We start from the raw sequence: 13,633 nt of genomic DNA, 5'->3' as shown, positions 1-13,633 counted from the left end.
CCGGGCCCTCCACGCGCCCGACGCGCTCGACCCGCCCGACGGATCGACCCACTCCGCACACCCACCCTGATCGGATCGAGCATCTCGGCGCGGATTCGCGTCAGAGGTACGGCTTCAGATCGCGGACGTCGATCGCGCCCCTCGTCGTGACGGTGCGGCGGACCAAGGTGCTGCCGATCGGGTCGTCGGGCGCGAAGGCGCGGAGGTCGTCGAGGGAGTGCGCGAGGACGTCGCGCTCGCCGGTCGCGCCCATGCCGACCGCGCGGGCGCGGAGGAGCTGCGCCGTCGCGGCCGCGAGCTCCGGGTCCTTCCTCGCCACCGTGATCCGGACGAGCCGGTCCTTCGTCGCGGCGAGCTGATCGAGCGCGCGCTTGCGATCGCTCGCGCCGCGCGGCTCCGGCTCGAAGCGGGCGGTGAGGCCGGTCGGGACGAGGTGGCGCGAGAGCACGCGGTCCCACTTCGGATCGAAGCACGCGTAGACGGGGCGCTGCGATCCGAGCTGCGCGAGCGAGAGCTCCTCCGGCGGCACGCCGAGCGCCATGTCGCGATAGAGCGGCGCGAGCTTCGGCTCCGCGAGGAGGGCCCGCTCGCCGGCGCGGCTCTGCACGTCGTACGCGGGGACGACGACGAGGTCGGCGCGAAAGTCGCCGGTCGCGCGCGCGGCCGCGATCCGCCCCATCGTCACGCGGTCGTGCACGAGCACGATCGCGGCCGGCGCGGCGGGGCCCCACGCGACGTCGTTCCAGATCGCCGCCGCGTGCGCGGCGCGCGCGTCGCGGCGGCTCGCGGTCTCGTCCGCCGCGCGCACCGGCAGCACCAGCTCGAGGACGACGACGAGCGCCGCGCTCGCCTCCGCGAACGGCACGCGCGCGCGCGCGATCGCGAGCACGACGACGGCGAGCGCGGTCGCGGCAAGGATGTAGAGCGCACATAGCGCGGCGAGGAGCACCGGCGCGTAGCGGCTCGGGCCCGAGCGCGCGTGGAGCGCGAGCGCGACGGCGCCGACCGCGACGACGAGGACCAAGGGCCACGCCGCAGGCCGCGTGCACGCGAGCGCGAGCCCGAGCGCGGCGGCGCCGATCGCGACCCAACCGATCTCGTTCGCCGCGAAGGCGAGCGGCGCCGTCGTCCCGCCGAGCTCGAGCGCGGGCCGCAGCAGCGCGACCTCCGGCGGCCGCTGCCCGAGCGCGATCGCGATCGCGAACGGCACGAGGCCGAGCGCGAACATCACCGCCGCGTGGACCAGCGCGTGACGCGTCACGCTCCGCCAAGCGAGCGCGATCGCCGGCACGCACGCGAGCCCCGCCGCCGCGAGCACGAGCGGCTCGTAGCTCGCCGCGAGGCCAACCAGAAACGCCATCGCCGGCAGCACGCCCGCACCTTCTGTACCCATCAGTACAGAATCGGTCGCTCGACCGGGCCCCACCGAATCGGGTTCTGTACCAATCAGTACGGAATCAGCGTCGCCCGCGACCCCCGCGGCTCCGCGGCGGCTGCGGGGGCGGGAGGCGGTCGTGCATGCGACGTGGAGGGTGAGGAGGACGAGGAGCGCGCCCGTCGTCGCGCCGCCAGGGGCCGCCGCTTCGGTTTGCCAGATCGGGGAAAGCAGCGCGGTGAGGACGGCGACCGCGCTCACCGCGCTCATGAGGCGCTCGCTCTTCTTGTCGCTCGTGTTGCGGAGCACCGCCGGCACCGCGGCGCAGACGAGGTCGCGCGCGAGGCCGAAGGCGATCCAGCCCGCCACCGCGGTGACGAACGCGCCGGCGAGGCCCGCGCGGAAGGCGCGCGTGCCGAACGGGAGCAAGAGAGCAGGGGCCGCGACGAGGAGATCGAGCGCGCGGAAGAGGCCGGTCGGGCCGGCGCCCACCGCGCGGACGACCCCGTCGTCGTGGGCCGCGAGGGCGGTCGACGTCGCCCCGAGCGCCGCGAGGACCGCAGGAATCAGGGCCGAAATCGATCGGAGCACCGCGTCAAGCCGGCTCTTCATCGGGCAGGGCTTCTGGTCTAACCTGCTATGCCCTCGTGGTCCCACTTTTGGGCCGCTTTTGAAGGAGAGACCTCCCTTGGCACGCTTCATCGACGACCTGAAACGCACCCATCGCTGCGGCGATCTCCGCGCGAGCGACGAAGGCAAAGAGGTCGTCCTCTTCGGCTGGGTCGCGAGCTACCGCGACCACGGAGGCTGCGTCTTCGTCGACCTGCGCGACCGCGAGGGCGTGACCCAGCTCGTCTTCGACAAGAGCGCCGTCATCCTCTTCGAGAAGAAGCTCGTCGAGAAGAACGACGCGAACGTCGCGCTCGCGGAGAAGACCTACGAGGCCGCGTCGGCGGTGCGCTCGGAGTGGGTCATCGGCGTGCACGGCTACGTCGTCGGACGCGGCTCGAACAAGAACCCGAAGATCGCCACCGGCGAGATCGAGGTCCACGTCGTCGAGATGACGGTGTTCAACAAGGCCGACACGCCGCCGTTCGAGATCGCCGACCAGATCGACACCGGCGAGGAGAAGCGCCTCCAGTACCGCTACCTCGATCTCCGCCGCGCCCCGCTCCAGAAGACGCTCCGCGTTCGCCACCGCATCAACCAGACCGTGCGGCGGTACTTCGACGGGCAGGGCTTCCTCGAGCTCGAGACGCCGTTCATGGTGAAGTACACGCCCGGCGGCGCGCGCAACTTCCTCGTCCCCTCGCGCATGAACGCGGGGAAGTTCTACGCGCTCGCGGAGAGCCCGCAGCTCTTCAAGCAGCTCTACATGTGCGCGGGCTTCGACCGCTACTTCCAGATCGTGAAGTGCTTCCGCGACGAAGCGCTCCGCCTCGATCGCCAGCCCGAGTTCACCCAGATCGACGTCGAGATGTCGTTCGTGAACCAGGACGACATCTTCAAGGTCATGGAGGGCATGATCTTCGCGGTGTGGAAGGAGACGCTCGGCGTCGACCTCCACGCCCAGTATCCGTCGGGGCGCTTCCCGCAGATGCCGTTCGAAGAGTCGATGTCGAAGTACGGCAACGACAAGCCGGACCTCCGCTTCGACCTCCCGCACACGGACATCACCGGCCTCGTCGTCGACCACGCCGGCGGCGGCGTGCCGTTCTTCAAGGACATCGCGGAGAAGTTCACGAGCGGCCAGTACCGCCGCGACCTCCCGACCGAGATCTTCAAGGCGATGCGCATCCCCGCCGAGCACGCGGGCAAGCTCTCGCGCGCCGAGCTCGACAAGCTCGAGGACTTCGTGAAGGGCATGGGCGCGAAGGGCCTCGCGCGCGCGAAGATCGGCGCGGGCGGGGAGTGGACGCAGTCGCCGCTCGCGAAGTCGATCACGAACGAGCTCCGCGACGCGATCAACGAGGCGACCGGCGCGACCGACGGCGACCTCGTCTTCTTCCAGTTCGGCAAGGAGTCCACCGTCCAGACGGTGATGGCGAACCTGCGCGTCCACCTCGCGAAGAAGTTCGGGCTCATCCCGGAGTATGGCCACGGCAACAAGTTCAACCTGCTCTGGGTCGTGAACCCGCCGCTCTTCGAGTACGACGACGACACGAAGAAGTGGGCCGCGGCGCACCACGCGTTCACGCGCCCGCACGACGCGCACGTCGACCTCATCGAGAAGGATCCGGGCAAGGTGCTGTGCTGGCGCTACGACCTCGTCCTCAACGGCTTCGAGATCGGCGGCGGCTCGATCCGCCTCCACGATCCCGACGTCCAGGCGAAGGTCTTCCGCGCGCTCGGCATCGACAACGAGGAGGCGAAGCAGAAGTTCGGCTTCCTCCTCGACGCCCTCCGCTACGGCGCGCCCCCGCACGGCGGCATCGCGATCGGGATGGACCGCCTCGCGATGCTCCTCTCCGGCGCCGAGTCGCTCCGCGACGTCATCCCCTTCCCGAAGACGCAGAAGGGCCAGGACCTCATGACCGACGCGCCGAACAAGGTCGAGCCGGAGCAGCTCCGCGAGCTCCACGTCCGCATCGTCGAGCCGCCGACCTGACCTACGATGGGCGCCATGGCCCGCCGCCTGTTCGCGATCGCGCTCGTCGTCGACGTCGCGATCGCGTGCGGCGATCCCTCGCGCATCTATCAAGGTCGTGTGTGGCGCGTGGACCGGCGGTGCCTCGACGTCGTGACGAGCCTCGACGTCGTCACCGGCGAGCCGCCCGGCCCGCAGTGCGGCCCCATCTGCTTGGCGCAGGGTCACTCCGACGGCGGCCGCACCGTCTACGCCGCGACGATGTGCGGGCCCTACCCGCACCTCTTCGACGCAGCAGGGACCGATCCCGAGTGCCCCGGCGCGCTCGCCGCCCTCGCCCGCGACGACACCTGCCGCGACGACGGCACGTCGTCGAATCCACCGGACGCAGCGGCGGACGCCGAATGACGTTCGGCGCGAAGCCGCACGTTGGGACCATCCTGCAGGCGCCGATGGCGGGGGCGCAGGGCGTCGTCGACGGCGCGCTCCACTGAGCGCGAGCTAACGTCGCAGGAGCGCGCGCAGCGCGGCGAGTGGATCGAAGCCGAGCGTGGTCGATACGTCCTTGTTCCCCGCGACCGCGCCGAGCCGCTCGCGCGCGGCGGCGAAGACGGGATCGAGCTTCTTCAGCGTCTCGCTCCGCCCCGCGATCGTGCGGAACGTCTCGAAGGCGAAGCGCGCGCCGTCGGCGCCGAGCGCGAGGCGGACGCCGACCGGCATCGGCGAGAGGATCACGTCGCGCACGACCGCCGCGCGTCCCCACGCGCCCGGCTGCGGATCGACCTGCAGCTCGCGGAAGCGATCGACCTCCGCGAAGATGCCCATCGCGACCGGCGCGTACTGCTCCTCGACCGCGCGCGCGACGTGACGGTAGTCGCGCCGCCAGTCGCCGGAGATGAGGCCCATCCGGATCCGGATGTCCTCCGGGCCGGCGAGGACGTCGAAGGCGTCGCCGCGACGCCGCGCGGCGCCCGCGGTCCAGAGGTCGCCCTGACGGAAGACGCCGAGCACCATCGCGTGGCCGTCGGGACAGATCGCGTCGAGCGCGCGCCGGACCATCACGTCGGTCGGGAGCGGGACGCCCTTGAGCCGCTCGGGCCATCGCTCGATCGCGCCTTCGTCGAGCATCTCGCGCGCGATCTCGGCGACGAGGAGCGCTTGCGCGGTGAGGTCGTCGGTCCGACGGAGGCGCGCGCCGAAGCGCTCCATCAGCTCCTCGAGCGCGCCCGTCTTCGCCGCGAGCGCGAAGCTCGCGTGATGGATCGAGGCGAGCTCCGAGAGCGGGATCGGCCACTCGCCGCGCGGATCGAGGCGGCCCGTCCGCGTGTGGAGGAGCTTGCGGAGCCGTCCGTCCTCGTGGATCGCGATGACGCCGCCGCGCGGGCGCGTCGCCTCGCGATCGGGCGTGGCGCGCGGCTTCCAGAGATGGACGAACCGCGTCCACGTCTCGGTCGTCCAACCTTCGAAGCGCACGTCCGGCGTGAGCAAGGGTGTAACCGTACACTGAGCGTCCCCTTATCCATCGATCGAATTTGCACGCTCTCTCGTTGCAATCACGCGTCCCAATCGGTTTGATCCAAGACGAGTGGAGAGCGCTGGAAAAGGCTCGGTCGTACAGCCGCTCCTCGCCCTGGAACGCGAGGACGTCACGGGTGTGCTCGAGTTCCGCGCGCACGGCGTCGCGACCCAGATCTACTCGCGCGCCGGCGAGATCGTCTTCGCCACCGGCGGCACGTTGACCGAGACGCTCGGCCGCATGTTGATCCGCGCGGGCCGGCTGACCGAAGACCAGGTCGCCGCCGCGATCCGCCGGCTCACCGACTCCACCGTGGACGGCGAGCCCGTGAAGCTCGGCGCGATCCTCGTCGAGTACGGCTTCATGACCGGCGACGAGCTGGAGATCGCGCTCACGCAGCAGGTCAAAGAGAAGATCCTCGGCTGCATCCACCGCGGCCCCGGCGACTGGCGGCTGTTCCGCAACGACAAACGCGTGGAGGACGCCGGCAGCTACGTCGTGCGGACGCGCCCGTGCCTCGTCGAGGGAGCCCCCTTCCTCCCCGAGCGCCGCATCGAAGCGGTGCTCCAGGTCGACGAGAACCGATACCCCGAGGTCGTCGCGCCCGAGAACGTGGTGAGCGCCGAGTTCGAGCTGAACAAAGGCGAGGCGGCGGTCCTCGCCGAGCTCGACGGCACCGGCGCGATGCCGTTCATCCTCTCGAAGGCGCCCTCCGACGCGATGGCCCCGCTCATCGCCGCGCTCATCCTCGGCGGCGGCATCGAGCTGCGAGGCGCGCCGTCGACCAAGCAGCGCGGCGACACGCGCTCGATCCCGCCCGACTTCCGCACGCTGCGCCGCGCGGCGCCTTCGTTCGACGAGACCGCGCAAGCGGCGCGGCCGCCGGTGCGGAAGCCGGAGCTGCTCTCCGATCCGCTCGTGAAGGCGGGGCTCCCGCCGAAGCGGCCGTCGTACTCGACCCTCGCCGTCGCGGTGCCGCCGTCGCAGCGGCGCTCGACGCGGCAGAACCTCGCGCCGCCGAACGCGGACGCGCAGGCGCGATCGCGCGAGGCCTTCGAGCGCCTCAAGGCCGACCTCGACGCGCGGAAGCCCGCGAGCAAGCGGATGCGATGGCCCGATCCGAAGGACGACACGCAGAAGCGCCTCATGGCGGAGTCGGCGTTCCATCAAGGGCGCATGTGGCTCCACGCGGAGGAGGCGGAGCGCGCGCTGCCGGGGCTCCATCGCGCGCTGGAGCTGCGGCCGGAGGAGCGCGAATACGAGCTCTACGTGAAGTGGGCGCAGATGCTCGTCAACGACACGTTCAAGGAGGACGCGCAGCGCGCGACGATCCAGGCGCTCGCGGCGAAGCTCGTGCGCGAGAACCGCGACTGCGAGCTCGGGCACTCCATCCTCGGACACTGCGCGCACCACGACGGGCACGACGAGTCGGCGCTGCGCTTCTTCCAGCGCGCGTCGATCCTCGATCCGAAGCTCGTCGACGCCGCGCGCCTCGCGCGCCTCCTCGCGCAGCGCGCGCACACCGACAAGACGAAGCCCGGATCGCGCCCCGACTTCCGCACCCCGCGCCGCGAGCGCGGAGGCCTCGACGCGGCGATCGACGAGATCGTCCCTTGCCTCGCGATGAAGCCGATCGCGCTCGTGCCCGCGCCGAAGCCGGACGTGCCGCGGAGCGACGACGATCCGCGCTCGGCGCGCACGTGGGAGGGCATCGGCGCCCCCGCGCCGCCGCCCGTCGCGCCGAACGCGCCGCCGCGCGTGCCGCCTCCGCCGCAACGATCGCCGGCGCCCTCCGCCGCGAAGGCGCTCCGGACCGTGCCGGCCGCGTTCGCGCCCGCGCCGCCGCCGATCGGAACGCCGTCGCCGCCGTTCGCAGAGACCCCCGCCGCGCCGCCGCCCGTCGCGTCGCTCCCGCCGCCGCCGCTGCAGCTCCCCTCGATCGCGCCGCCGCCCGCGCCGATGGCGCCGCTCCCGATCTCCTCGTCGAACGTCGTCGCCGCGCCGCCGTCGTCGCCGTCGATCCCCGCGCCGGCGTGGAACACGACGCCGCCGCCGAACCCGTTCGCGAGCGGCGGGTATTCGAGCCAGCGCAACATCCCGACGGTGCCGCCGTCGTCGTCGCGCGCGATGGCGATCGCCGACACGGCCGTCGCGCGGAAGCCGAACAAGGCCGGGCTCGTCGTCGGCATCCTCCTCACGCTCGGGGTGACGGGCGCGGTCGCCTTCGTCGTCGGGACGCGCGTGCTCTCGCCGAAAGAAGGCGGCGACGCCGGGAGCGAGGCGCACGACACGACCACGACCACGACCGCGACGACGACCGCGGCGTCGCTCGTCAGCGCGGTCACGAGCGCGGAGCCTCCGACCCCGGAGCCGCCGCCCTCCGCCGCGACGTCGGCGACGGAGCGGGAGCCGGAGCCGGAGCCCGTCGTCACCGCGTCGGCGAAGGTCACGATCGCGAAGCCTCCGCCCGACCAGACGACCGCGATCCTCAAGGTGAAGCCGAAGGGCTGGGGTCACCGCGTGTTCCTCGACGGCCGCCTCGTCGGGCAGGGCGGCAAGGACATCACGGTGCCGTGCGGCTCGCACCGCGTGAAGGTGGGGAGCGCCGGCAAGGAGAACACCTTCGACATCCCGTGCGGCGGAACGCTCGAGGTCGAGTAGCTGCCGATTTGTCGTGAAGCGCGACGCGTGGTCTACTCCGTCCCGTTCAGGGAAGGTTAGGAGGAGTCGATGCAAGGTGGATGGCAGCCCCCGCCTGGGGGCGGAGGATACGGTGCGCCTCCGGGCGGTGGTTACGGCGCTCCGCCCGGCGGGCCTCCCAGCGGCTACGGCGCTCCTCCCGGCTACGGCGCTCCTCCGCCCGGCTTCGCGCAGAACCCGTACGGCGCGCCGGGCGCCGGGGCGGGGATGACGCCGCAGTACGGCAACTACGAGTTCAACGAGTACGAGAACTCGATCATCGACAAGGCCGCGAGCCGCGTGAAGCTCTGGGGCATCATCTCGACGACGCTCGGCGCGCTCCAGGTGATCGGGAGCTGCGGCATGTTCGTGAGCCCCGGCCTCGCGACGTACCTCCCCGCGGGCATCGTCGCGATCGTCGTCGGCGTCACGTTCCTCGGCGCCGGTAACTCGCTGAAGGCGGTGGTGACGACGCAGGGCAACGACCTCCAGCACCTGATGCAGGCGTTCCAGAAGATGAGCACCGCGTTCATCATCGAGATCGTGTGCGCGGTCGTGGGCTTCTGCCTCGCCATCATCGGCGCGCTCCTCGTCGCGTTCGTCTTCGTCGCCGCCGCCGCGTCGCAGTAGTAAGCAAGGCCACCCATGGTGGCGACCACGGCCGAGGCGCTCTTTCGCGACGTCTTCCTTCCGCTGTACCCGGAGGACGCGAGGAGCGATCTCGGCCGCGCGCGCTCTACCGACGCGAACCCGGCGAAGAACCCGTACATCCTCGCGCAGCTCGACGACGCCGCGCGCATCTTCGTCGAGCTCGCCGAGACCGCGCTCGGCGTGACGAACCTCGCTCTCGACTTCAGCGACGCGAGCGTCCATCGCCTCGGCGCCGCGATCGGACCCGCGGCGCGGGAGCGGCTCCGCGAGCGGGACGAGCTGTTCAATTTCGTGATCCACGGCGCGCTCTACGTCGGCGCCTGCGTCGTGAAGAACCACGGCGCGACGTGGGCGGTGCGGCGGCCGCTCTGGGAGAGCCTCGTCCACTTGAAGTCGCGCGCGGGCGAGGGCGACCTCCCCGTCTTCCACTGGTGGCTCAAGTCGCTGAGCGACGAAGGAACGGCGACGCTCGGCGATCGCTACCGCGCCCACGTCGAGGTGCCGTGCCTCCGCCCCGAGGAGCTCCCGATCATCGCCGCGCCGGAGGGGCGCACCTTCGCGCGCCTCTCCAAGATTCGATACGATGTATTTTACAAGTACCTCAAGGCCCACCTGCCCGAGGTCAAGGACGTCGGGGCGGCGTTCCCGTCCCCGGAGCGCTTCACCGACTACGGGCTCGCGCACCTCGACTTCGCGCTCGTCGGCGGCGGCCGCATGCTCCTCGTGCACGGCCCGAACAAGGACGGCCTCCACGCGTTCTGGCTGACGAAGGAGGGCTTCGAGAAGGCCGCGTTCTGGCCGGCCGACAAGTTCCCCGCGCCGTTCATCAAGCCGAAGGGCGACAAGCTCGAGGTGCACCTGTCGAAGGACGGGCAGGCGCGCTCGTTCGAGCTGCTCTGGTGGGGTCCGTGAGCAGCGGGGCGCGGCGGCGCGCGTACCTCCGCGTCCGCGACATCTTCGTCGGCAAGACGGAGCGCCGCCTCGCGATCGTCATCCTCGTGACGACGATGGTGCCGCTCGCGGCCGCGCTCTACCTCGGGACGCAGATGTTCCGCCGCGGCGTCGCGGTGTTCTACACGCCGGAGATCGGCGAGCAGCTCGATCGCGGCGTCGACGTCTACAAGGACTACGTCAAGGCGATCAAAGACGACCTGAAGCACCAGACCGTGGCGATCGCCTCCGATCCGGTGCTGCGCGAGGCGGCGCGGAAGGGCAACGTGGAGACGCTCGAGGCGGAGCTCGACGCGCTCTTCCCCGCGTTCACGAGCCTCGTCGAGCTGCGCGTGCTCCGCGCGCCGCCGGAGTCTCCGGCGCCGCCGTTCGATCCGGACGACGTCGCCGGCAAGACGATGGCGCACCGCGACCGCGGCCGCCCGGTCGATCAGACGACGGAGAAGAGCCTCACCCAGATCCATCCACTCACCGAGGACCCCGACGGGGTCTGCGTGTTCGCGACCTTCGCCGTGTCGAGCAAGCGCCTCGACGAGCTCGAGCAGTCGGCGGAGGTCGTGAACCGCTACCACCAGATCGAGTCGTCGCGCTCCGACGTCTATCAGGGCTACCTCAACGTCTTCGCGCTCCTGCTCGGCGCCACCGTCCTCCTCACCGTCCCGCTCGGCTTCCTCCTCGCGCGCGGCGTCACGCGCCGCATCAACCGCCTCTCCGCCGCGATCAACTTGGTCGCGCAAGGCGACCTCTCCGTCCGCGTCCCCGTCACCGGCTCCGACGAGCTCACCGACCTCGCGCGGACCTTCAACCGCATGATCGGCGAGATCTCGCAGTCGCGCTCGCGCATCGAGTTCCTCCAGCGCATCGGCGCGTGGCAGGACATGGCGCAGCGCCTCGCGCACGAGATCAAGAACCCGCTCACGCCGATCCAGCTCGCGGTCCAGGAGTGCCACCGCAAGTACGCCGGCGACGACCCGCGCTACCGCGCGCTCCTCGACACGACGCTCGAGATCGTCGAGGAGGAGGTCGGCACGTTGCGCCGCCTCGTCGGCAGCTTCTCGAATTTCGCGCGTCTCCCGCACGCCGACCTCAAGCCGGCGAACCTCTCCGACTTCCTCCACGACTGCGAGAACCAGCTCGGCCACCTCGAGGACCCCTTCGCGGGAGAGGAGGGCGACAACGCGCTCCCGGCCAACGTCGAGGTCAAGTGGGAGGTCCCGAAGGAGGCGATCGAGGTCGCGATCGATCGCGAGGCGCTGCGCCGCGTCGTGATCAACCTCGTACGCAACGCGGTCCAGGCGATCCGCGATCACCACCTCCACGGCTCACGCCCCGCCGGCGGCGCGACGAGCGAGGTGATCGGCCGCGTGCTCGTGAGCGCGCACCGCGAGGGCGAAGGCGCGCGGATCGAGGTCGACGACGACGGCCCCGGCGTCGCGGCGTCGATGCGCGGCCGCATCTTCGACCCTTACGTCACGACGAAGGCGGACGGCACCGGCCTCGGCCTCGCGATCGTGAAGAAGGTCGTCGTCGAGCACGGCGGCGAGATCGACGCCGGCGAGAGCCCCCGCCTCGGCGGCGCCCGCTTCACGCTCCACCTCCCCGGCATGAAGATCCTCGCGATCGCGCAAGCGGCAAAAGAGGCCCGCGAGCGCGCGAAGCAGCAGGGCGTCGAGACGGTCGACTGACGCGGTCAGAGCTCGATCTGCGTGCCGAGCCCGAGCGATGGCGCTCCGCAACACGGCCCGTGCTATGCGAAGGGCATGATCGACGGCACCGCTCGTGATGTTGGGGCGCCGACCGAGCCGGCCGGCAACATGCGCGCCGCGATCGCGGTCCTGGCGCTCGCGGCAGGGTTCGCGTTGATTCCGCGCGCGACGAAGGGCTGCGAGGGCGTCTCGCTCGACGAAGAAGCGCCGGCCTTCGAGGCGAAGATCGTCGCGAACGCGGGCGTCCTCGCCGCGGACGGGGAGGCGAACCCGACGCGCCTCCGCCTCGAGAGCCTGCGCGGGCGAACGGTGGTCCTCGACTTCTGGGCGACGTGGTGCGGGCCGTGCCAGGCGGAGGCGCCGATCGTGAACACGATCGCGCAGCGCTACAAGGACCGCGGCCTCGCGGTGGTGGGCGTGAACACGAGCGACGAGGACGGGCTCGCCGCGCATTTCGTCCGCGCGAAGCGCCTCGGCTTCCCCGTCGTCTACGACGAGGGCAACCGCATCGCGAGCGCGTACCACGTCTCGAACCTGCCGACCTTGATCGTGATCTCGAAGACGGGCAAGGTCGTCGCGATCCGCCAGGGCGTCACGAGCGACAGCGCGCTCGACGAGATCGTTCGACGCTACTTGTGACGCTGCGGGAGGAAGAACGGGACGCCGTCGCGCTCGCCGACGTAGAGGGCGGCGTCGAAGACGTCGTTCACGATGTCGCGCGTGAGGACGTCGCGCACCGCGCCTGAAGCGACGACGGCGCCTCGCTTGAGGAGCACCACCCGGTCGGCGAACTGCGCGGCGACGTTGAGGTCGTGCATGACGACGAGGCAGGCGAGGCGCTCGCGCGCGACGGAGCGCGCGAGGAGCTCGTAGAGATCGAGCTGGTGACGCACGTCGAGGAACGCGCCCGGCTCGTCGAGCAAGAGCACGCGCGGCTCCTGCGCGAGCGCCCGCGCGACGGCGACGCGCTTCTGCTCCCCGCCCGAGAGCGCGCGCGCCGAGCGCGACGCGAGCGCGACGAGGTCGCAGCGCGCGAGCGCGTCGTCGACGATGCGTCGGTCCTCGGCCGTCGTGTGCATCCACGCGTCCTGATGCGGCGCGCGCCCGAGCGCGACGACCTCGCGGACGGTGAACGCCTCCGAGAGCTCCTGCATCTGCTCGACGACCGCGAGCACCTTCGCGATCTCGAGGCGCGACTTGCCCGCCAGCGGCTCGCCGAGGAGTCGCACCTCGCCGGTCGCGGGAGCCAGGAGCCCTGACGCGACGCGCACGAGCGTCGTTTTTCCCGCGCCGTTCGGGCCGAGGACGCACACGATTTCGCCGGCGGCGAGGCTCAGATCGACGCGGCGCAGCAGCGGTTCGGCCGCGCCGTATCCTGCCGAGACGTCACGAAGAACGAGCGAACCTCCACCGTCGTTTGCCACGCTTTCCGACGCTCCGCGTTGGTGTATCTTGGACGGGTGAGCGACAAGGCCCAGGACAACGCGGCAGGTACCGAGAGTCCGGCGCGCCGCGTCGTGAAACGGTACTCGAACCGGAAGCTCTACGACACGAAGGACAGCCGGTACGTCACGCTCCTCCAGATCGCGGAGATGGTCCGCGGCGGCGAGGAGGTGCAGATCATCGACAACAACACGAAGGAGGACCTCACCGAGGTCACCCTCGCGCAGATCATCTACGAGGAGCAGAAACAGAAGGCGTCCTCGAGCAAGAACGTCCCGCTCCAGACGTTGAAGGACCTGATTCACCAGCGCACCGAGAAGGTCCTCTCCGATCTCCGCGAAGGCCCGATCGGCCGCCTCATCCCGGGCAGCGGCAAGAGCGAGCCGCCCGGGAAGCCGGAGGTGCCGGAGGAGCCGCCGCCGCAAGAAGAGAACGGCGTGGTCGCCGCCGCGTCGAGCAAGCCGAGCCTCGTCGAGCAGGCAAAAGACGCGTTCGAGGACTGGCAGACGAAGATCGACGAGCGCGTGAAGGCGGTGGTCCCGAACCTCCTGCCGTGGCAGCAGCTCCAGCAGGACATCAAGCGCCTGAACGCCCGGGTCGAGGAGCTCGAGCAGAAGCTCAAATCTGGCAATCGGGGCGAGTAAAAGGCTGGGGTTTCGCCAAATAGGCAAAGCGCAGGCCGGACCTAGATCGCCGGAATAGTGGCCTTAACGTCGTGGTTACGC

Annotated in this window: 11 protein-coding genes; 8 read left to right on the top strand and 3 right to left on the bottom strand. The window is 71.0% G+C overall.

Features of this window, described 5'->3' with window-relative positions; all coding sequences use genetic code 11:
• Positions 1-100 precede the first annotated feature (100 nt).
• On the bottom strand, positions 101-1,987 hold the full coding sequence (locus tag KF837_20960) for a hypothetical protein (GenBank protein MBX3229802.1): 1,887 nt from the start codon (positions 1,985-1,987) through the stop codon (positions 101-103).
• A 76-nt stretch (positions 1,988-2,063) separates the two neighbouring features.
• Between KF837_20960 and aspS the strand changes: the two genes are divergently transcribed.
• Together aspS and KF837_20950 are read left to right on the top strand one after the other, a co-directional pair.
• Positions 2,064-3,983, top strand: a complete 1,920-nt coding sequence (aspS, locus tag KF837_20955) for an aspartate--tRNA ligase (protein MBX3229801.1) — start codon at positions 2,064-2,066, stop codon at positions 3,981-3,983.
• 15 nt (positions 3,984-3,998) lie between these two features.
• On the top strand, positions 3,999-4,370 hold the full coding sequence (locus KF837_20950) for a hypothetical protein (protein ID MBX3229800.1): 372 nt from the start codon (positions 3,999-4,001) through the stop codon (positions 4,368-4,370).
• A gap of 93 nt (positions 4,371-4,463) precedes the next feature.
• Here KF837_20950 and KF837_20945 read toward each other — a convergent pair whose 3' ends face one another.
• A complete protein-coding gene (locus tag KF837_20945; GenBank protein MBX3229799.1) occupies positions 4,464-5,450 on the bottom strand; it encodes a hypothetical protein in 987 nt (328 codons plus the stop codon).
• Positions 5,451-5,547: 97 nt separating this feature from the next.
• Between KF837_20945 and KF837_20940 the strand changes: the two genes are divergently transcribed.
• From KF837_20940 to KF837_20920, 5 genes are all read left to right on the top strand, one after another.
• Positions 5,548-8,139, top strand: coding sequence for a hypothetical protein (locus tag KF837_20940; protein MBX3229798.1), 2,592 nt, complete (start codon positions 5,548-5,550; stop codon positions 8,137-8,139).
• Positions 8,140-8,208: 69 nt separating this feature from the next.
• Positions 8,209-8,787 (top strand): hypothetical protein, encoded by a 579-nt coding sequence (locus KF837_20935; protein MBX3229797.1) that lies wholly within the window; start codon positions 8,209-8,211, stop codon positions 8,785-8,787.
• Between the two features lie 15 nt (positions 8,788-8,802).
• The gene (locus KF837_20930; GenBank protein MBX3229796.1) at positions 8,803-9,720 is read left to right on the top strand and encodes a hypothetical protein; all 918 of its coding nucleotides are present in this window, start codon (positions 8,803-8,805) and stop codon (positions 9,718-9,720) included.
• Positions 9,708-11,444 (top strand): HAMP domain-containing protein, encoded by a 1,737-nt coding sequence (locus tag KF837_20925; protein ID MBX3229795.1) that lies wholly within the window; start codon positions 9,708-9,710, stop codon positions 11,442-11,444. Before KF837_20930 ends, KF837_20925 begins: the two co-directional genes overlap by 13 nt.
• A 75-nt stretch (positions 11,445-11,519) precedes the next feature.
• Entirely contained in the window at positions 11,520-12,104 is a 585-nt protein-coding gene (locus tag KF837_20920; GenBank protein MBX3229794.1) for a TlpA family protein disulfide reductase, read from the top strand.
• Here the strand turns inward: KF837_20920 and KF837_20915 are convergent.
• Positions 12,095-12,889, bottom strand: a complete 795-nt coding sequence (locus KF837_20915; protein MBX3229793.1) for an ABC transporter ATP-binding protein — start codon at positions 12,887-12,889, stop codon at positions 12,095-12,097. The genes KF837_20920 and KF837_20915 overlap by 10 nt on opposite strands.
• A 36-nt stretch (positions 12,890-12,925) precedes the next feature.
• Here KF837_20915 and KF837_20910 point away from each other — a divergent pair, with 36 nt between their 5' ends.
• Positions 12,926-13,552, top strand: a complete 627-nt coding sequence (locus KF837_20910; GenBank protein ID MBX3229792.1) for a polyhydroxyalkanoate synthesis regulator DNA-binding domain-containing protein — start codon at positions 12,926-12,928, stop codon at positions 13,550-13,552.
• Positions 13,553-13,633: the final 81 nt, after the last annotated feature.

Source organism: Labilithrix sp. (assembly GCA_019637155.1).
GTDB lineage: Bacteria > Myxococcota_A > Polyangia > Polyangiales > Polyangiaceae > Labilithrix.
This window is presented reverse-complemented; position numbering and strand designations above follow the sequence as displayed.

What these genes read in the sequence shown, in the direction of transcription:
- KF837_20960 (MBX3229802.1), bottom strand. Translation starts at nt 1,987, where the DNA reads ATGAAGAGCCGGCTTGACGCGGTGCTCCGATCGATTTCGGCCCTGATT.
- KF837_20950 (MBX3229800.1), top strand. Translation starts at nt 3,999, where the DNA reads ATGGCCCGCCGCCTGTTCGCGATCGCGCTCGTCGTCGACGTCGCGATC.
- KF837_20935 (MBX3229797.1), top strand. Translation starts at nt 8,209, where the DNA reads ATGCAAGGTGGATGGCAGCCCCCGCCTGGGGGCGGAGGATACGGTGCG.
- KF837_20930 (MBX3229796.1), top strand. Translation starts at nt 8,803, where the DNA reads ATGGTGGCGACCACGGCCGAGGCGCTCTTTCGCGACGTCTTCCTTCCG.
- KF837_20920 (MBX3229794.1), top strand. Translation starts at nt 11,520, where the DNA reads ATGATCGACGGCACCGCTCGTGATGTTGGGGCGCCGACCGAGCCGGCC.